Genomic DNA, 19,549 nt, shown 5'->3' with positions numbered 1-19,549 from the left:
CAGGTCCGTTCAGAAAATGAGAAGCATTCCTGTGTGAAGACGCATGACCGGAACCGATCCTGACGTGTGCTGAGAATTATTTTTCGGGACCGCTTTCGGCGCGACAGAAGACGTCAGCGTGCCAGCACTTCCGTCACGCCTTTTCGGGCAACCAAACGCACCGGTAAAATTAAAGGCAGAGCCTCGGCAAAGTGTTCTGCTTTGGCCAACTCGAAGCTGCCGGTCACCCGCATTGCTCTCACAGCGGGATCGCGCACCACCACCGACACTCTCCCGTATCGGGCGAATTCGGCGAGAGCACTCTCGAGCGGTGTGTTGTCGAACATCACGCGCCCTTCACGCCACGGTGCAACCGCGCTGACCGCAATCGGGGACACCGCACTGAGCGTGCCGGACGCACTCGCCCGCACGCTCTGACCGGCGCCGAGCACGATGGCTGCGGCATCGGTCTTGCTGCCGTTGCCAGCGACACGCACCTTACCCTCTTCCACCGCTACGCTGACCTCTGCATCAATGTTGCGCACAGAGAAACGCGTGCCGATCACCATCACACGGGCATTGCCCGCCAGCACATGAAAGGGCCGTTGCACATCACGTTGAACCGAGAACATGCCCTGCCCGTTGATAAGCTCGACTTCGCGGTGATCGGAGTACATCCGCACGTGCGCGACGCTGGCGACATCGAGATGCAGCTCGCTGCCATCGGGCAGCATGAAGCGCGAAGCCTCACCGGGAGCAGCGGCAAACTGCTGGCTGAAGGTAGGCTGCGGTGACAAGTGATCGACTACCGTCCATACGGCACCCATGAGTGCTGCCGTCACGGCCATCAACACCCCACGACGCCACCAGCCGAAACGCTCTGCCGCCGACGCTTTGCGCGCCTCATGCACGGCCTGAGCCTCGCCGCGCAAAGCATCAATCCGTTGCTCGGGCAGGTCAGCCAGCAGACGCGAAACCTGCCCGAAACGCTCAAATTCAGCCCGATGAGCCGACGCAGCATCGAGCCAGCTCTGCAGCTCGGCAGCTTCATCCGAGTTCATCGCGCGTGCGCTGCGCAACCACCACTCGGCGGCCTGCTGCTCGATCTGCCGCTGCAAGGCGACCTGGTCTTGCATGGGCAGACAGTCTGATTCCGCTGATGTGCGATTCATAGCGCTCTCCGCTGCGAGGTGCGACGCAAACGCCGGGCCCCTTGCAGTGAAGACGCACGAAGCGCGCAAAACCTGAACGTCATCGAGCCGCATCCCCCTGCTCAAAGGCGTCCAGACACCGCTTGCAGATCAGCACGGCATTGATGACGTGTTTCTCAACCATGTTGCGCGAGATGCCCATGCGCTGAGCAATGTCAGCATGTGACATGCCCTCGAAACGATGCAGCACGAAAGCCTCCTTGCAGCGCGGCGGGAGATGGTCGATGGCCGCCAGCAGGGCATCGGTACGGCGGCGGTTGAGCAACGCAGTGTCCGGCTCGGAGGACGACGGCGCAAGGAGTTCGAGTGCGTCGACGTCATCGTGATCACGAAGCCGGGCGCGGCGATGGCGGTCGACGAGAATGTTGCGAGCGGTGCGGTAGAGCAAGGCGCGGGGATCGCTCACGGCTGCTTCGGGGGTGGCACGGCCAGGCACCGAGAGCACGCGCACGAAGGTTTCCTGCACGACATCGGCCGCCTCGTCGCGATCGCCGACGGAGCGGGAGATGAAGTTCAGCAGTTCTCGGTAATAGCGCTCGAACACGTTGCCCTGCAGTGGCGCCGCCCGCCCAAGGGCAGAAGAATCAAGCGCATGACCATAAGATAATGGTTCTTATTATTGTTGACTCACAGGCCACTGTCGACCGCTCCGTTGTCGGATATCCACACTTGTGCGCCGCATCCATGACGCGACAATGCGTGCTGCCATCTGCCGCACGCACCCGCATGTCCGAACCTTCTCCCGCCCCTGACCGCGCCCCCCTGATCGAAGCCGACACGCCGGCCTTTCGCCGTGCCAATCTGGCGCTGTTCATCGGCGGCTTCGCCACCTTCGCCTTGCTGTATGCCACGCAGCCGCTGCTGCCCGAACTGGCGCGCGAGTTCGGCGTGGGGGCGGCGCTTGCAAGCCTCGCGGTGTCGGCAGGTACCGGCGCCATGGCGCTGATGTTGATCCCGGCCAGCCTGCTGTCGGACCGCTTCGGCCGCGTGCGGCTGATGAAGTGGTCGCTGGTGCTGGCTGCCGTGATTGCGCTGGCCGGCGCGTTCGTCACCGATTTCACGCAGATGGTGGTGCTGCGCGCCCTGCTCGGCGCGGCGCTCGCCGGGCTGCCGGCCGCGGCCATGGCCTATCTGGGTGAAGAGATCTCGCCCAACGCGCAGGGGCGTGCCATGGGCTTGTTCATCGCCGGCAACGCACTCGGCGGCATGAGCGGACGCGTGCTGGGCGGGCTGTTGGCGGATTTCGGATCGTGGCGGGTGGCGCTGACGGTGCTGGGCATCATCGGCGTGGGCGCGGCGATTGCCTTCTGGCGTGCGCTGCCGGCCTCGCACCAGTTCCGCGTGCGCTCGGTGTCACCGCGCGCGATTCTGGCCGACGCTCGAGTGATCTTCGCCGACAGCCACCTGCCGTGGCTGTTCGCCAGCGGCTTCCTACTGATGGGCGCGTTCTTCGGGCTGTACAACTACGCGGGCTTCCGGCTGGAGGCACCGCCCTTTAATCTCGCGCAAAGCATCATCGGTGCGATCTTTCTGCTGTACCTGCTCGGCAGTCTGTCGTCCGCCTGGGCGGGGCGGCTGTCCGACCGCTTCGGGCGGGGCAATGTGCTGTGGGCAATGATCGTGGTGGCGCTGCTCGGCTTGGCGACTACCCTGTTCGACCACCTGGCGGTGATCATTCTCGGCATTGCGCTGTACACCTTCGGCTACTTCGGCGCCCACAGCACCGCCAGTGGCTGGGTCGGTCGCCGCGCCGGCGAGCGCCGCGCATTGGCCTCGGCGCTGTACCTGTCTGCCTACTACCTGGGCAGCAGTCTGGTGGGCACCTTCTCGGGCCTGGCTTGGGACGGCGGCGGCTGGATCGGCCTGACGCTGGCAGTGGGCGGCTGCCTGAGCGTGGCACTGGGGCTGGCCTTGTGGATGCGCGCGAAAGCCGAAAAGGAATGAGCGCAGCGAGTTGCAACTGCCGTGGTGGACTCGACCTCGGTCGTCACGTTTCGCCTGCGGCTCAAGACGATCTGCGTTGATGGCTCAGGCGCGTATGCCAGCAAGCTGCTATGGTTTGCATTCCGCATAATCGACGCCACACCATGAATCTGCCGCTTGGCGAAATACTCGCCCCTCTCTTCAAGGTCGGCCTGCTGTTTTTCGTGCTGTCGGTGATCATCGGCATCTTCCGCACCCCGCTGGTGAAAGGCTGGTTCGGCGAAGCGCAGGGGGCGCTGGCCAAGCACCTTCTGCTCGACAAAGCGATCTACACCGCGCTCAACAACATCACGATTCCCACGTCGAACGGCACGACGCAGATCGACCACATCGTGGTGTCGCGCCACGGCATCTTCGTGATCGAGACCAAGAACATGAAAGGCTGGATTTTCGGGGACGAAAAGGCCGCTCAATGGACTCAGAGCGTGTTCGGCCGCAAATACCGCTTCCAGAACCCGCTGCATCAGAACTACCGGCACATCCGCGCGCTGGCCGAGTTTCTGCAATTGCCGGATGAGCGCTTCCATTCCGTGGTGATGTTCTGGGGCGATGCCGAGTTGAAGACGCCGCTGCCCGACAATGTGCTGACGCGTGGCTACGTGAGCTACATCAAGGCCAAGCAAGCCGTGTTGTTTTCGGATGAAGAAGTACAAGCCATCGTGAGCGCGGTTGAATCCGGCATGCTGCCGAAAACGCGCGCAACGCATCGCGAACACGTGGCCTCACTCAAGGCGCGCCACGAAAGCACAACCACCTGCCCGCGCTGCGGCAACGCGCTGGCCTTGCGCACAGCCAAGTCCGGCACCAACGCCGGCAAAGCGTTTTATGGCTGCTCGACGTTTCCGGCGTGTCGCTACATGCGGGGCGCCTGACGCCGGTCAGTTACGCCCGGTGCGGTTCACGAAAGCATCAATCTCATCCAGCGTCGGCGCAAAACGGCGCAGCGGCGGCGAGAGTGATCCGATCAGTGTCGAATGCCCCACCCGCTTGAAATAGTGCTCGCTCACGGGCACCCCCGCGGCACGCAGCTTTTCGGCCATGGCGCCGGTGTTGCGCTCGGGCTCGACGAGAACGTCTTTGGCGGCAGCGATCAGCAGCGCAGGCGGTGAAGCGCTGGTGACATGCACTATGGGCTGCGAATCGGGCGGAGTGTCGGGGTGATGGAACACCGGCTTCACGCGCGGGTTGATGATGGGGAGGAATTCGTACGGCCCGGCCAGGCCGATCCAGCCGGCCAGCGCCTGCGGGCGGCTGCCGGCGGCTTCGAGCCAGCGTGCATCGAGCGCCATCATGGCCGCGTTGTAACCACCGGCGCTGTGGCCCATCACGAAGACGCGCTGCGTGTCTCCGCCGTAGGCGCCGACCTCGCGCAAGGCCCAGGCCACGGCTTGCGCGCTGTCCACAAGAAAATCGGGGTAGCTCACTTCGGGATACACGCGGTAGTCGGGAATCACCGTGACGATGCCGCGCGCCGCCAGCGCATGACCGACGAAAGCGTAATCGGCACGCGAACCGCCTCGCCAACTGCCACCGTAGAAGAACACCACCACGGGCGCTTCGCTTGCATCAAACGGTGCATACACGTCGAGCATGCGCCGGTCGCCCTCGCCGTACGCAATGCCGCGCGTTTCACGCGCATCTTCGCCGGTGCCCAGCGCATTGATCAGGCGCAGCGGCGAACAGGCCGTGAGGAGCATGAGCAACAAGCCAGCAGCGCCGGCGCCGAGCAGTTTCAGCATGGTGGTTCCTAGGCTTCGAGAGCAGGTTCAGAGAGACACTGTACGAGAACCGTTCCCAGCGGGTTGATGCTCAATGTATCTGGCGCGCTCGCCAACCCCGCACGGTGTCCATGCAGATGCCCGCCACCAACGCCCATGCGGGGTTGAAGGCGAAGGCAATGGCGGCAGTGAGGATCACTACCGGCCAACAGTCGGCACGGATCTCAAGCAAGCGTTTGGAGAACGCCAGATCGGCGCCTGCAATCACCAGCAAAGCGCCAGCGATCGGGAGCGGGAAGGCCGCAAGTAAGGCCGCGGCCGAATCGCCGGCAAACACCGCGGCGGCGAGCAGCACACCGCCAAGCAGCAACGGAGCCGCCGCCGTGCGAGCACCGAAGCGATGCTGGGCTACGACGCCGCCCGCGCCATGACACATGGGCAAAGCACCCAGCGGCGCCAATACGAGGTTGCCCAGGCCCGTGGTGACCGAAAGGTTGCGCTCGGTAGCCCGTGCAGCACGCTCCTGATAGAGCGACGCACTGACGGCAGCGGTCACCACGATGGCGTTGGAAACCGTCAGCGGAATCTGCGGCAGCACACCGTACTCGAGGGCACGCGGCAGGTCGGACCATGCAGGCATCACGAGTTGCGGCAGCGCCAAGCCCAGCCCACCGAGCGTGGGCGCCTCCAGACCCGGAATCAGCCACGGCGCAGCGAGCACCGCCAGCACACCCAATGCCAGCAAGGGCAGGCGCGTGACAAACGCCGCAGCCAGCCCGAAGGCCAGTGCCGCCAGCCCCAGCCACGGCAATCCGAACATCAGCGTGACGCCCAGCCACATCATGGCGAGGCCGAGACCCAGCACCAGCCCCAGCGTGACCGAACGCGGGATGTGACGGGCCAGCCAGCTCAGCCCACCGGTAAGTCCGAGCAACAAGAACGTGGCGCCGATGATGAGGCCCGACAACGCCACCTCACCGGGCGTCAGACCCGAGGTGAGCAGCACCGCCGAGACGGCTTTCATCGGCTGCACCGCCATCGGCAGGCCATAGAACAGACCGGCGGCGATCAGCGCGACGCCGAAGCCGAAGAACACTCCGACGGCACTTAAGCCCCCGACCGTGACGGCGCCGACGGCGTATGGCAGGAAGGTGCCGATGTCGCCACAGGCGCCGTTGATCTCGCGCAGCGGGCGGCTTACAGGGGCATGCGCCATGGCAGTTCGCCCTGAATGAAGAGGCGCGCCTCTTCCGAGGCCGGGCGGGCGAAGAAGCGCTGCATCGGCGTGTGCTCGCGCACTTTGCCGGCACTGAGGAACACCACGTCGTCGCCCAGCCGCGTGGCCTGCCCAAGGTTGTGGGTGGTCATGACGATGCGCGTACCGTCGGTACGGATCTCGCGGATGATGCGCTCGACCTCGGCGGTGGCCGAGGGGTCGAGGCTGGCTGTGGGCTCGTCGAGCAGCAGCAGCCGCGGCTTGGTCAGCCAGGCACGCGCCAACGCGAGGCGCTGCTGCTCACCGCCGGAAAGGTGGCGTGCGCTGTCCTGTTCGCGGTCCGCCAAGGCCACGCGCTGAAGGATTTCACGTGCGCGCCGGTGGCGCTCGGCGCGCGGCACGCCCAGCGGCTTGAGCCCCAGCGCGACGTTCTCGAGCACCGATGCACGGATCATCATCGGATGCTGGAAGACCATCATCACGCCGGCCTTGGGGCGCGGGCCGCCGGCCCATTCGAGCGTACCGGCGGAGGGCTCAAGCAAGCCGCACAGGGTGCGCAGCAACACGCTCTTGCCGGCACCATTGGGGCCGAGCACCAGCGTGATGCCCTCGCCACCCAGCTCCAGGTCGACGCCGTCGAGCACCTGCCGCCCATTGGGCCGGAAGCTCACGCCCGACAGGCGCACGCGGAACATCGCTGAATCAGCCATAGCGCTTCATCGCCCATGAACGCATCGCAAAGGCGATGGCATTGAGTACCAGGATGACGGTGATCAGCACCATGCCCAGCGCAATCGCCAACGGCAGATCGCCCTTGCTGGTTTCGAGCGCAATGGCGGTGGTCATGACGCGGGTGAGGCCGTCGATGTTGCCACCGACGATCATCACCGCGCCCACTTCGCTCATGGCGCGGCCCAGACCAGCCAGCACCGCCACCAGCAGCGAGTAGCGGCAGTCGTAGATCAGCGTGGTGAGGCAATGCCACCAGTTGAAGCGCATGACGCGCAGCTCTTCGGCGTAACGCAGCCACACGTCCTCGATCACCTGGCGTGCGATGGCGGCCATCAGCGGCACCACCAGAATGGTCTGTGCGATGATCATTGCGCTGGGGCTGAACAGCAGGCCGAACTGACCGAACGGACCGGAGCGCGACAACAGCAGATAGACGACGACGCCAATGACCACCGAGGGCGCGCCCATCATGCCGTTGATGAAGACCGAGGCCACCTGCTGGCCGGGCCAGCGACCGATGGCGAGACAGGCGCCGAGCGGCAGGCCGATGAGCGTACCGAGAATCACCGCGCCGCCGCTGACGCGCACCGACAACCAGACGATTTCCGCCACGCGGGCATCGAAGGTCATCAGCAACGCGAAGGCGTCTGAAAACGTGGAGAAAACGGACATGTACGCTCAGCCGTGGGCAGGAAGAATGCGGGCAGCTTCAACCCAGCCCGGCGCCGTACTCTAAGAGGCGTCGTTCATAGGGACAATATGTAATCCATTGCATAGGACGAGGCGGAAAGCCTCGCCCGCGGCAAAGAACACGCCACGGCGCGCCGCACAGCCACCTCACACCCTGGAAATGCGCATGAAAAAGGCCAGCATCTCGCTGGCCTTTTTCAGATGGCGGGGGCTGGCATATGCCTGCCCTGCCGCGCCCGACTTCAGTCCTTCGGGCGCTTGCGGTCAATGCCGCCGTCTTTCCGGCCGCGCGAGGTACTGCCCTCTTCGGGGTTGTTCTTGCCCACGCCGGTGGCTGGCTCCTGGCGCTCGGCGTTACCCGCGTGCGGTTCATCGTTGCCCACCGCACCGTAGGCATCGCCTTCCAGAATCTTCTTGGTGGCGGGTTCGTACATCTCCGCCTCGCTCTTTTCGGCAGGCGGGGAGCCCGGCTTGCTGGATTTCACCAGCTCCGAGCGGTCCTCGGTTCTGGGGGCCGCCGTGGCCGGGCCCTGTTCGAGACGGTTATCCGTGGTTTCGGAATCACGTTTGGTCATTCGCTGATCTCCTGAAATTCGGCACCCCCATTAGGCCACGCAGGAGGCACGCGGCGGGATCGCAAATGTGCAAGGACGTAAGCGCGAACTGGAGGCAGGCAGGCTACAGCAAGCAAAAGCCCCGGCCGCAACTCGATGCAGCCGCTGCCGAAAAATTGCTGCGCGCAGCGCCCCGACCGCGTTGAACGCACCGGCGGCCGGCATGCGGACGGCCCGTGCGCCACTGCTGGCAAGGGCTCAGGGCTTAACCGCCGGAAACAATTCCTCGGTGAAGCCGAACTTGCTCATGTCCCGAATACGCATGGGGTACAGCATGCCGAACAGGTGATCACATTCATGCTGCACGACACGCGCGTGAAAGCCATCCACCATGCGGTCGACCGGCTCGCCCTGCGGCGTGAAGCCGGTGTAGCGGATGCGCGTGTGGCGCGGCACCAGACCACGCATGCCGGGCACCGACAGGCAGCCCTCCCAGCCATCTTCCATTTCGTCCGACAAGGGCGTGATCACCGGGTTGAGCAATATGGTCTGCGGCACCGGCGCAGCGTCGGGGTAACGCTCGCTGCGCTCGAAACCCATGATCACGAGCTGCAGGCCGACGCCGATTTGCGGCGCCGCCAAACCGACGCCACCCGCCGCGGCCATGGTGTCGAACATGTCGTCGATCAGCGCGTGCAGTTCGGGCGTATCGAACTCGGTGACCGGCTCGGCCGGCACCAGCAGGCGCGGGTCACCCATCTTGAGAATCGGTCGGACGGCCATGCTGAAATCTCCGGTACGCACGTGAGGTGCAGGGCGTGAAGACTACACGCACGAAAAAAAACCGGGCAAGGCGCGCAGCACCTGGCCCGGAGCTTTCAACCGGCTTGCGCCGGATTTACTTGGCGGTGATGTCCATTTCGACGACCCCCAGACCGGGGAAATCGGCGCGCAGCGCTTCGCCACCATCAACGAAGAGCATGCCGGTGCAGCTGCCGGTGGTGACGAACTGCCCAGCCTTCAGGCCGCCGGCACGCACCGCCACGTGGTTGGCCAACCAGGTGACGAGACGGAAGATGTCACCCGCCGGGTTGCCACCAACCTTGTCCACCCAATGTTCGCCATCGGCATCGAGGATGGCGCGTTGCTGGGTCTGATCCATGCCGACGAGGTCGGCCCGGCCGTCGCCATACACGAAGGCTCCGTTGCCGAAGGCATCGGCAGCGAGGATCACGCGGCTCTGGTGGGCGTGCGTGGCGAGGCGATAGGTGACGATCTCGAAGGCCGGATGCACCGTGCCGATGGCCGCCATCACCTCTTCATGCGTGTACGGGCGGCCGATGGGCGGCAGGTCGGCTTTCATGCGTACGGCGATTTCGCACTCGATGCCGCACTGCCCCGCACGGTAAGCCGGCATGCGGTGACCGGAGGCGTAGATGGCGCCCGCCGGCATCGGTGCGCAGGTGGGCTCTGCGCCCGGCTCCTTGGCGCCCACTTTCCAGCCCCCGACGGGGCCCAGGGCGGTGGAGACGGCATCCTGGATGGCATAGGCTTCGGCAAAGTCGGCCGGCTCACAACCGGGCGGCAAGGCCTTCAGCAACACGACACGCTCACGAGCGTCGAGCAGCGCCTCGGCGGCGCGTTGAATGGCTTGCTTGTCCATGGCTCCTCTCCTGCCGGTGGTCCGGCATTGTGGCGCTGCCAGTTACCTGTTGCCGACCGCCGGAGCGGCAGGTTCGGGCGACCTTGGGCGCCTGTTAATCAACCTGTCGTGCAAAGGTGTCGCGCAGAACATTCTTCTGCACTTTGCCCATCGTATTCCTCGGCAGCTCGGGAAGGAAGAACACACGCTTGGGAACCTTGAAATTCGCAAGCTCGCCCTTCAGACGCGCCACCACGGCTGCTTCGTCGATCTGCGCGCCCGGCTCGGGCACGATCACGGCCGTCACCGACTCGCCGAAATCGGGGTGCGGCAAGCCGATCACGGCCGACTCGCGCACGCCTTCGATTTCGTCGATCCAGCCTTCGATCTCTTTCGGATAGACGTTGTAGCCGCCGGTGATGATGAGGTCTTTCGAGCGGCCCACCAGATGCACGTAGCCGCGCTGATCGACCAGCCCCAGATCGCCGGTGCGGAAGTAGCCGTCTTCGGTGAACTCCTCCGCGGTTTTCTCCGGCATGCGCCAGTAACCGGGGAAGATGTTCGGGCCACGCACCTGAACGTGGCCGGTTTCGTCACGCCCGAGCAGCTTGCCAGCGCCGTCGACGATGCGCAGCTCGACGCCCGGCAACGGGAAGCCCACCGTGCCGGCGCGACGCTCGCCGTCATACGGGTTGGAGGTGAGCATGACCGTCTCGGTCATGCCGTAGCGCTCGAGAATGGCCTGCCCGGTGCGCTGCTCGAATTCGCGGTGGGTTTCCGCCAGCAGCGGTGCCGAACCGGACACGAAGAGGCGCATGTGAGCGCACAGCTCGCGGTTGAAACCCTCCTGCTCGAGCAGGCGTGTGTACAGTGTCGGCACGCCCATGAACACGGTGGCGCGCGGCAGCAGCTTGAGCACCTTGTCGGCGTCGAAGCGCGGCTGCCACAGCATCAGGCTGCCGTTGAGCAGCGCACAGTGGCAGGCCACGAACAGACCGTGGGCGTGGAAGATGGGCAGGACGTGCAACACCACATCGCCCGGCACGAAGCCCCAGTATTTGTGCAGGGTTTGCGCGTTGGAGGCGAGGTTCAGATGCGTCAGCATCGCACCCTTGGAGCGCCCGGTGGTGCCCGAGGTGTACAGGATGCAGGCGAGGTCATCGTCAGCGCGTTGCACCGTGTCGAAGTGGTTCGACATGGTCGACGCACGCTCGGGCGCGGTGCCGTTACCGTGGTCGCCCAGCGTCAGCACGCCGGGGTTGCCGGCCTCGGCGGCGAGGTCGAGGAACAGGTCTTCGTGCGACGGGCTGCACACCACCAGGCGCGGCTCGGCATCGGCCAGGAAGTAGGCCAGTTCCTTGCGCTGGTAGGCCGAGTTGAGCGGCACGAAGATGGCGCCGGCGCGCAGGCAGGCGAGGTACAAAAACAGCGCTTCGGGTGACTTGTCGATCTGCACCACGATGCGGTCGCCCGGCAGCACGCCGAGCGAGGCGATCAGGTTGGCGTAACGCGCGCTGACGCGATCCAGCTCGCCGTAGGTGTGGACGGCACCCGATTCGGTCTCCAGCGCCGGAGCGTCGGGGGATTCGGGAAAACCGCTTTTCAGCGTCAGATACAGGTTTTTGTTTTGCATTTCGTCGAAGTTCGCGAGTTTCCGGGGTTCGAAGTATGGTTCGCGCGCGCTGCCGGGGTCAAACACCGCCAGCGCGCGGAAATCAGTTCAAATGCTCGGCCAGCACCACCGCCACGTGCAACGCCTTGCGCTGGGCACCGTCGGCGATCTGATGCCGGCAGCTCGTGCCGTCGGCCACGATGATGGCATCCGGCGCGCTGCGCACGGCGGGCAACAGCGAAAGCTCGGCCATCTTCATCGACGCCTCGTAGTGCGAAGCCTCGTAGCCGAATGCGCCGGCCATGCCGCAGCATGAGGATTCGATCAACTCGGGTTTGGCATCTGGGATCATGCGCAGTACGTCGAGCACCGGCGCCACCGCGGCAAAGGCCTTCTGGTGGCAATGACCGTGCACCTTGATGGGCTTGCCGGCGGCGCGCAGCTTGAGCTGGAAACGCCCAGCCTTTGCTTCGGCGGCGATGAACTCCTCGAAGAGCTGCGCGCGCGCAGCCACTTTCTTTGCCGTATCGCCAAAGCCCATCACCAGCATCTCGTCACGCAGACTGAGCAGACAGGACGGCTCCAGCCCGACGATCGCCAGCCCCTTTTCGGCGAACGGCAGCATCGCGGCAAGCAGCTTGGAGGCATTGTCGCGCGCCTCATCCATCATGCCGGCGGCAAGGTAGGTGCGGCCGCAGCACAGATTGCCGCCGCTCTTGCCCTGCGCCGCATGCACGGAGTACCCGGCCGCCTGCAGCACGCGCACGGCGGCCACGGCATTCTCGGAATCGAGGAAGCCGTTGAAGGTATCGACGAACAGCACCACGCCTTTGTCAGCGGCCAGCACCTCTTCGCGACTGGCCAGACGCAGCTTGCGCGCCTCACGCCAGAAGGTGTCGCTGCGCCACTTGGGCAGACTGCGCTGCGCCGACAGGCCGAGCATCTTTTCGCTGAGTGCGGCGAAGCCGGGAATCGTGTCGCGCAGGTTGAACAACCACGGCAGCTTGCTGGCGATGCCGGCGTAGGCCGGCACGTGGGCGATGAGTTTGTCTTTCAACGATACGCCGAAGCGGCGCGCGCGGTGGGCCTGCACCTCGTACTTCATCTTGGCCATGTCCACGCCGGTGGGGCAGTCGCGCTTGCAGCCCTTGCAACCGACGCACAGGTCCATGGCTTCCTTGACCAGATCACCGGTCAGCGCGTCGTCACCCAGCTTGCCCGACAGCGCCATGCGCAAGGTGTTGGCGCGGCCGCGCGTGAGGTGCATTTCGTCGCGCGTGACGCGGTAGCTCGGGCACATGGTGCCGGCGTCGAACTTGCGGCAGTGGCCGTTGTTGTTGCACATCTCGACGGCCTTGGCGAAGCCGTGCGTGGTGTCGCCGCCGGTGCCGGGGGCAGTGGTTTCCTCCGTCACCGGATCGTTCTGCACATCCCACGCCGACCAGTCGAACACCGGCTTGAGGTCGATGGTGCGATAGGTGGGCGGATAGCGGAAGAGACTGTCGTCGGTCATCTTCGGCGGGTCGATGATCTTGCCGGGATTGAGCAGGTTGGCGGGGTCGAGGTGGTTCTTCAGCGCGCGGAAGGCGTCGTTGATTTTCGGGCCGAACTGCCACTCGATCCACTCCCCGCGGCACAGGCCGTCGCCGTGCTCGCCGCTGTAGGCGCCCTTGTACTTGCGCACCAGTGCGGCGGCCTCTTCGGCAATCGCGCGCATCTTGCTGGCACCGTCGCGGCGCATGTCGAGAATCGGCCGCACGTGCAGCGTGCCGACCGAGGCGTGGGCATACCAGGTGCCGCGCGAGCCGTATTTGGCGAAGACTTCGGTGAGGCCGTCGGTGTATTCGGCCAGGTGCTCCAGCGGTACGGCACAGTCCTCAATGAAAGACACCGGTTTGCCGTCGCCCTTGAGGCTCATCATGATGTTGAGGCCGGCCTTGCGCACTTCCCACAGCGCCTTCTGGGCCGTTTCGTCGGGCATTTCGACGACGCTGCCGTGCAGGCCCAGATCGCCCATCAGCTCGACCAGTTGCTGCAACTGGCGCAGCAGCGCGGCGCGGTCATCACCGGAAAACTCCACCAGCAAAATGGCCGCGGGCTTGCCGATCAGCGCGGTCTCGATCACCGGGCGGAAGGCCGGGTTGTTCATCGACAGCTCGATCATCGTGCGGTCGACCAGTTCCACGGCGGTCGGCCCCAGCTTGACGATGTGCTGGGCCGAATCCATGGCTTTGGGGAAGGTCGGGAAGTTCACCACCCCCAGCACCTTGGACTTAGCCAGCGGCGAGAGCTTGAGCTTGAGGCTCTTCGTGACCGACAGCGTGCCTTCCGAGCCGATCAGCAGGTGCGCGAGGTTCACGCTGCCGTCGGTGGTGTAGGGCTTCTCGCTCATCGGATGGAAGACGTCGAGGTTGTAGCCCGCCACGCGGCGCATCACGCGCGGCCACATGGCTTCGATTTCCGGGTGCAGGGTGTCGACCAGGCCGCGCACATAGTCGGCGAGCACGCGCTCCTTGTCGCCCAGGCCATCGACCGGGCCGAGCGCCAGTTCCGAGCCGTCCGCCAGCCAGGCATTCACGCCCAGCACGTTGTGCACCATGTTGCCGTAGGCAATCGAACGGCTGCCGCAGGAGTTGTTGCCGGCCATGCCGCCCAGCGTCGCCTGTGCCGAAGTGGACACATCCACCGGGTACCACAGGCCGTGCGGCTTCAATTGCGCGTTGAGGTGGTCGAGCACGATGCCCGGCTCGACCTCGACCGTGCCAGCCTCGACGTCGAAATCCAGCACCTTGCGCAAGTACTTGGTGTTGTCGATGACCAGCCCGGCGCCGATGGTCTGACCGCACTGCGAGGTGCCGCCGCCGCGCGAGGTGATCGGCACCTTGAGATCGCGCGCGATGTCGATGGCGGTGGCCACGTCCTGCGGCGTTTTCGGCACGAACACGCCGGTGGGGATGATCTGGTAGATCGAAGCATCGGTAGCGTAGCGCCCGCGCGAAGCGGGGTCGAACAACACCTCACCGGTGGTTTCTGCCGCCAGCCGCCGCGCCAGATCGGCCGCTTCGGGCGTGCCGCGACGCGCGAGTTCACTCGTTGCGGTATGCGCGTTGTCACGGGTGATTTCGAGCGGCAACGGCTTGTTCATTCGCTTTCCTTTTTCGCCGGGTGCAGCCGGCCCGAGCGCATCAGGTCGATGACCGTGTCGCGCTTGACCAGCAGGTGAGTGATGAGCAGCGCACGCAGGCCTTCGGCATCGCGCGTGGCGAGCATCTCGACCATTTTTTCGTGCTCGTCGAGAGCTTGATCCCACTTGCCGCCATCAAGGTTGGAACGAAAGCGCAGCACCTGCAGGCGCGCATTCACCGTGCGCCAGGTCTGCGCCAGCACCGGGTTGCGGGCGGCGGCATTGATGCGTTCATGAATGGCAGCGTTGAGCCGGTAGTAGGTGGGCAGATCGCGTCGCGCGTGGGCGGCGCACATCTCGAAATGCAGCGCGCGGATCTCGGCCAGCTCCTGGTCGGTGATGCGTCGCGCCGCCAGTTCGCCGGACAGGCCTTCAAGGCCGGCGATCACCTCGAAGGTATCGAACACGTCCTGCTCGTCGAGCTGGGCAACCACCGCGCCGCGGTTCGGCAGCAGTTCGACCAGCCCTTCGGCGGCGAGCATCTTGATGGCCTCGCGCAGCGGCGTGCGCGAAACGTTCATGACCTCGCACAGCTCGCGTTCGTTGAGTTTGACACCGGGGGCCATGTCGCCCTCGATGATGCGTTGGCGCAGCCGGTTCGCCACTTCTTGATGCAGCGACTGGCGCGGGATAGAGACGATGTTGTTCATGGTCTTCTTAATTTTGTATGCAAATTGGCGTGGGTACGCGAGGCCATTATAGCCGCTGATAAACAGAGTTTGGTTGACAAACGTATTTTGTATGCAAAACTGAGCGTACCGTTTGGAGGAAACCTGAATGTTGAACCTTGATGCACATCCCAGCGGCCGGCACTTTCTGCAGATCCCCGGCCCGAGCCCCGTACCCGACCGCATCCTGCGGGCGATGAGCCTGCCGACGATCGACCATCGTGGCCCCGAATTCGGCGTGCTCGGCCTGCAGGTGCTGGCCGGCATCCAGAAGATCTTCAAGACCAAGCACCCGGTCATCATCTACCCGGCGTCCGGCACCGGCGCGTGGGAAGCCGCGCTGGTGAACGTCACCAACCCCGGCGACCTCGTGCTGATGTACGAAACCGGCCACTTCTCGTCGCTGTGGCACAAGATGGCTTCGCGCCTGGGTGTTAAGACCGAGTTTCTGTCCCTGCCGGGCACCGACGACACCGGCCTGCCGGTAACGTGGCGCAACGGCGTGCAGGCTGACCTGATCGAAAAGCGCCTGCGCGAAGACAGCAGCCATCAGATCAAGGCCGTGTGCGTGGTGCACAACGAAACCTCGACCGGCGTCACCTCGGACATCGCCGCCGTGCGCCGCGCCATCGACGCGGCCAAGCACCCGGCGCTGCTGATGGTCGACACCATCTCGGGCCTGGCCTGCGCGGACTTCCGCCACGACGAATGGGGCGTTGACGTCACCGTCTCCGGCTCGCAGAAGGGCCTGATGCTGCCGCCGGGCATCAGCTTCAACGCCATCTCGCCCAAGGCCATCGAGGTCAGCAAGAAGGCCACCATGCCCAAGGCCTACTGGGCGTGGGACGAAATCCTCGAAGGCAACAAGACGGGCTACTGGCCGTACACCCCCAACACTAACCTGCTGTACGGCCTGCACGAAGCGGTCGAGATGCTGCTGGGCGAAGGGCTGGACAACGTCTTCGCGCGTCATCAACGCTGGGGCGCAGGCGTGCGCAAGGCAGTCGAGACCTGGGGCCTGCCGGTGCAGTGCGCTGACGCAGCCGTGTATTCCCCGGTGCTGACCGGCGTGATCACGCCGCAAGGCGTGGATGCCGATGCCATCCGCCGTCTGATCTACGAACGCTTCGACATGTCGCTGGGCACCGGTCTGGGCAAGGTCAAGGGCCGCATGTTCCGCATCGGCCACCTGGGTGACTGCAACGACCTGACGCTGATGGCCACGCTGTCAGGCGTCGAGATGGGCCTCAAGCTGGCCGGCGTGAAGCTGGCGGGCAGTGGTGTTCAAGCCGCCATGGAGTACTTCATGGCCCACCCGCAACAATCCGGACTGAAGGTCGCGGCCTGAGCAGGCATTTGCAGCACCTCCGCCGGGGACCACCCCGGCGGGGCAGTCGAAAGATATCGACGTAACAACAAAGAGAGGAGACACAAGCATGTTCAAGATGAAGAGAATCATCGCCGCAGGGGTTTTCGCGATGGCAGCGGGCGGTCTGACTGCCACCGCACATGCCCAGGTCGAGGTCAAACTCGGTCACGTCGGCGGGCCGGGCTCGCTGTTCGAGCAATCTGCCAATGAATTCGCCCGCGTGGCCAACGAGCGCCTCGGCAATCGCGGCAAGGTCGTGGTGTTCGGCTCCAGCCAGCAAGGCTCGGACGCCGAAATGATGCAGAAGCTGCGCCTCGGCACACTCGAGCTGGCGCTGCCTTCGACGGTCATGACGTCCACGGTCGAAGCCTTCGGCATGTTCGAAATGCCGTATCTGGTGAAGAACCGCGAGCACATGAAGAAGATCGAGAACGAGGTGCTGTGGCCGACCCTCGCCCCGATGGTCGAGGACAAGGGCTACAAGATTCTCGGCGTGTGGGAAAACGGCTTCCGCCACGTCACCAACAACGTGCGCCCGATCGTCAAGCCGGAAGACATGAAAGGCCTGAAACTGCGCGTGCCGCAGGGCATCTGGCGCGTGAAGATGTTCCAGGCCTACGGCGCCAACCCGTCACCGATGGCGCTGTCGGAAGTCTTCGTGGCGCTGCAGACGGGCGTGATGGACGGGCAGGAGAACCCGTTCACGCAGATCTACTCGTCGAAGCTGCAGGAGGTGCAGAAGTTCATCTCGCTGACCGGCCACGTGTATACCCCGGCCTATCTGACGGCGGGCAAGCGCAAGTTCGAGTCGCTGCCGAAAGAAGTGCAGGAAATCCTGGCGAAAACCGCCAAAGACGTTCAGCCCTTCGTGTATGAGACGGCTGCCCGCCTCGACGAAGAGCTGCTGGAGAAGATCGCTCAGGCAGGCACCAAGGTGAATGAAGCCGACAAGGACGCCTTCATCGCAGCCAGCAAAGGCGTGTATGAAGAGTTCGGCAAAGCCGTCCCGGACGGTTCCAAGCTGGTCGATAAGGCCATCGAGCTCGGCGCCGGCATGTAAGCGCTCGCTGCGAGCCCTGTCGGCGTGCAGCCGGCAGGGCCGCAAGGTTTCACCGCCTCATTCTCCAGGATTCACGAATCGTGCTCACTACGCTACGAACCCTGTTCGACCGGGTGATGACGACCATCGTCATTACCCTCCTCGGTTCGCTCGCAGTCATCGTGCTGATGGGCGTTTTCTACCGAAAAATGGGCTGGTCGCTCGTCTGGTACGACGAGGGGGCCTCCATTCTGCTGGCCTGGCTGACCTACTACGGCGCCGCGCTGGCCGCACTCAAACGCGCCCACATCGGCTTCCCCGGTCTGGTCAATTCGTTCCAGCCTTCCTTGCGTGTCCCCGTTGTGCTGCTTGCCGAAGTCATCATCATCGTGTTCTTCGCGGTGATGGCCTGGTACGGCTACCAGGTGCTCGTGATCCTTCAGGGCGACACCATGGTGAGCCTGCCCAGCATTCCGGTGCAGCTCACGCAGTCGGTCATCCCCATCGGGTGTGTGCTGTTCGTCATCGCGCAGTTGCTCAGCCTGCCTGACGTGCTTGCCCAGGCACGCGGCAAGGGCATCGTCGATGCCGAAGAACGGGAACTCGAGGAGGCACTGAAAAAATGACCGGCATCCTGATGCTCCTGGGCCTGCTGGCCCTGATTCTGATCAACGTGCCCATCGGCGTGGCATTGGGCGTGACCGCCACCGTCACCATGGTGCTGGCACATGGCAGCGATTCGCTGCTGTCGGCGGCCATCACCATGTTCTCGGGCGCCACCAACTTCCCGCTGCTGGCGATTCCGCTGTTTATCCTGGCCGGGGCCATCATGAACTCGTCGAGCCTGTCACGCCGCCTGATCGCCTTTGCTTCGGCCATCTTCGGCTGCATCAAGGGCGGCCTGGCGATGGTGAACATCGGCACTTCGCTGTTCTTCGCCGAAATCTCCGGCTCGGCGGTGGCCGACGTGGCCGCGATGGGTTCGATCCTCATCCCGGCGATGAAGAAGAACGGCTACCCGAAAGAGTTCGCCGCGGCCGTGACGTCGTCCTCGGCAACGCTGGCGGTGATCATTCCGCCGTCGATCCCGATGATTCTGTATGCCGTCATGGCCGACGCCTCGGTGGTGCAGATCTTCGTGGCCGGCATCGTGCCGGGCGTGCTCGGCGGCGCCATGATGTTCGGCCTCGCCTACTGGTACGCGGTGCGCTACAACTACCCGGTCGAAGAGGTGTTCAGCTGGCAGCGCTTGAAGCAGACTGGCAAGGACGCCGGCTGGGCCTTCCTGCTGCCGCTGATCATCCTTGGCGGCATCTTCGGCGGCTGGGTGACGGCCACCGAAGGCGCAGCGCTGGCAGTGCTAGCGGCGCTCTTCATCGGCGGCGTGATCTACCGCGAACTCAATTGGCGCCACCTGTACGAGTCGATGCTCGACGGCGGCATCCAGACCGCGGTGGTGATGTTGCTGGTGGCCTCGTCGGCCGTACTCGGCCACGTCCTCACCGAGCTGCAGATGCCGCAACAGATCGCCGCATGGATGACCTCGCTGACGGACAACAAGTACTACGTCCTGATGATGCTGAACGTGTTCTTCCTGGTGTGCGGGCTGTTCCTGCACTCCGCAGCAGCCATTATCCTGGTGGTACCCATCGTCATGCCGCTGGTGAATGCGGTGGGCATTGATCCGGTGCATTTCGGCCTGATCGTCACCCTCAACCTCGGCATCGGTCAGCAGACCCCGCCGGTGGCTTCGGTGCTGGCCGCCTCGTGCTCCATCGCCAAGGCCGACATGTGGAAGGTGACCAAGGTGAACCTGCCCTTCATCGGCGTGCTGTTCTTCCTGCTAATGATGGTCACCTACGTTCCGGCCATCCCGATGTACCTGGTGGAAACCTTCTACCGTTGATGCAACCCGGCCCCGGGCACGCCCCGGGGCCGTTTTCACGAGATTC

General features: G+C 64.6%; 18 protein-coding genes. 6 read left to right on the top strand and 12 right to left on the bottom strand.

Going from position 1 to position 19,549, the window contains the following annotated elements:
- Window positions 1–113: 113 nt before the first annotated feature.
- Both AC6H0W_RS03580 and AC6H0W_RS03575 read right to left on the bottom strand, forming a co-directional pair.
- A complete protein-coding gene (locus AC6H0W_RS03580; RefSeq protein ID WP_497575745.1) occupies window positions 114–1,115 on the bottom strand; it encodes a FecR family protein in 1,002 nt (333 codons plus the stop codon).
- Between the two features lie 115 nt (window positions 1,116–1,230).
- Complete coding sequence (locus AC6H0W_RS03575) at window positions 1,231–1,734, bottom strand: sigma-70 family RNA polymerase sigma factor (protein ID WP_497575744.1); 504 nt, start codon at window positions 1,732–1,734, stop codon at window positions 1,231–1,233.
- A gap of 182 nt (window positions 1,735–1,916) precedes the next feature.
- On the opposite strand from AC6H0W_RS03575, the gene AC6H0W_RS03570 reads away from it, so the two are divergent.
- Window positions 1,917–3,134 (top strand): MFS transporter, encoded by a 1,218-nt coding sequence (locus tag AC6H0W_RS03570; RefSeq protein WP_497575743.1) that lies wholly within the window; start codon window positions 1,917–1,919, stop codon window positions 3,132–3,134.
- Between the two features lie 143 nt (window positions 3,135–3,277).
- Window positions 3,278–4,045 carry a nuclease-related domain-containing protein gene (locus AC6H0W_RS03565; RefSeq protein ID WP_497575742.1) on the top strand — a complete coding sequence of 256 codons (768 nt, stop codon included), beginning with the start codon at window positions 3,278–3,280 and terminating at the stop codon, window positions 4,043–4,045.
- Window positions 4,046–4,051: 6 nt separating this feature from the next.
- Here the strand turns inward: AC6H0W_RS03565 and AC6H0W_RS03560 are convergent, their stop codons facing one another.
- The 10 genes from AC6H0W_RS03560 to AC6H0W_RS03515 form a co-directional block, all read right to left on the bottom strand.
- Window positions 4,052–4,912: an alpha/beta hydrolase gene (locus AC6H0W_RS03560; protein ID WP_497575741.1), complete on the bottom strand. Its 861-nt coding sequence runs from the start codon at window positions 4,910–4,912 to the stop codon at window positions 4,052–4,054.
- Window positions 4,913–4,982: 70 nt separating this feature from the next.
- Complete coding sequence (locus tag AC6H0W_RS03555; protein WP_497575740.1) at window positions 4,983–6,107, bottom strand: putative sulfate/molybdate transporter; 1,125 nt, start codon at window positions 6,105–6,107, stop codon at window positions 4,983–4,985.
- Entirely contained in the window at window positions 6,089–6,817 is a 729-nt protein-coding gene (locus AC6H0W_RS03550; RefSeq protein ID WP_497575739.1) for an ABC transporter ATP-binding protein, read from the bottom strand. The genes AC6H0W_RS03555 and AC6H0W_RS03550 overlap by 19 nt, the downstream gene beginning before the upstream one ends.
- A complete protein-coding gene (locus tag AC6H0W_RS03545) occupies window positions 6,810–7,511 on the bottom strand; it encodes an ABC transporter permease (RefSeq protein WP_497575738.1) in 702 nt (233 codons plus the stop codon). The genes AC6H0W_RS03550 and AC6H0W_RS03545 overlap by 8 nt, the downstream gene beginning before the upstream one ends.
- A gap of 260 nt (window positions 7,512–7,771) precedes the next feature.
- A complete protein-coding gene (locus AC6H0W_RS03540; protein ID WP_497575737.1) occupies window positions 7,772–8,104 on the bottom strand; it encodes a hypothetical protein in 333 nt (110 codons plus the stop codon).
- Between the two features lie 237 nt (window positions 8,105–8,341).
- Complete coding sequence (def, locus tag AC6H0W_RS03535) at window positions 8,342–8,866, bottom strand: peptide deformylase (protein WP_497575736.1); 525 nt, start codon at window positions 8,864–8,866, stop codon at window positions 8,342–8,344.
- A 115-nt stretch (window positions 8,867–8,981) separates the two neighbouring features.
- Window positions 8,982–9,746 carry a 2-keto-4-pentenoate hydratase gene (locus AC6H0W_RS03530; protein WP_497575735.1) on the bottom strand — a complete coding sequence of 255 codons (765 nt, stop codon included), beginning with the start codon at window positions 9,744–9,746 and terminating at the stop codon, window positions 8,982–8,984.
- A 94-nt stretch (window positions 9,747–9,840) separates the two neighbouring features.
- Window positions 9,841–11,358, bottom strand: a complete 1,518-nt coding sequence (locus AC6H0W_RS03525; protein ID WP_497575734.1) for a malonate--CoA ligase — start codon at window positions 11,356–11,358, stop codon at window positions 9,841–9,843.
- An 82-nt stretch (window positions 11,359–11,440) separates the two neighbouring features.
- Complete coding sequence (locus tag AC6H0W_RS03520; protein WP_497575733.1) at window positions 11,441–14,482, bottom strand: FAD-binding and (Fe-S)-binding domain-containing protein; 3,042 nt, start codon at window positions 14,480–14,482, stop codon at window positions 11,441–11,443.
- A complete protein-coding gene (locus tag AC6H0W_RS03515) occupies window positions 14,479–15,171 on the bottom strand; it encodes a GntR family transcriptional regulator (protein WP_497575732.1) in 693 nt (230 codons plus the stop codon). Before AC6H0W_RS03515 ends, AC6H0W_RS03520 begins: the two co-directional genes overlap by 4 nt.
- A 127-nt stretch (window positions 15,172–15,298) precedes the next feature.
- On the opposite strand from AC6H0W_RS03515, the gene AC6H0W_RS03510 reads away from it, so the two are divergent.
- From AC6H0W_RS03510 to AC6H0W_RS03495, 4 genes are all read left to right on the top strand, one after another.
- The gene (locus tag AC6H0W_RS03510) at window positions 15,299–16,537 is read left to right on the top strand and encodes a pyridoxal-phosphate-dependent aminotransferase family protein (protein ID WP_497575731.1); all 1,239 of its coding nucleotides are present in this window, start codon (window positions 15,299–15,301) and stop codon (window positions 16,535–16,537) included.
- Between the two features lie 88 nt (window positions 16,538–16,625).
- Window positions 16,626–17,618 (top strand): TRAP transporter substrate-binding protein, encoded by a 993-nt coding sequence (locus AC6H0W_RS03505; protein WP_497575730.1) that lies wholly within the window; start codon window positions 16,626–16,628, stop codon window positions 17,616–17,618.
- Between the two features lie 80 nt (window positions 17,619–17,698).
- Window positions 17,699–18,223, top strand: a complete 525-nt coding sequence (locus AC6H0W_RS03500; RefSeq protein WP_497575729.1) for a TRAP transporter small permease — start codon at window positions 17,699–17,701, stop codon at window positions 18,221–18,223.
- Window positions 18,220–19,503 (top strand): TRAP transporter large permease, encoded by a 1,284-nt coding sequence (locus AC6H0W_RS03495; RefSeq protein WP_497575728.1) that lies wholly within the window; start codon window positions 18,220–18,222, stop codon window positions 19,501–19,503. The genes AC6H0W_RS03500 and AC6H0W_RS03495 overlap by 4 nt, the downstream gene beginning before the upstream one ends.
- Window positions 19,504–19,549 lie beyond the last annotated feature (46 nt).

The organism is Pseudazoarcus sp. NS20 (genome assembly GCF_059703745.1).
The sequence above is the reverse complement of the archived record's forward strand: the minus strand, read 5'-3'. Positions and strand labels throughout refer to the sequence as shown.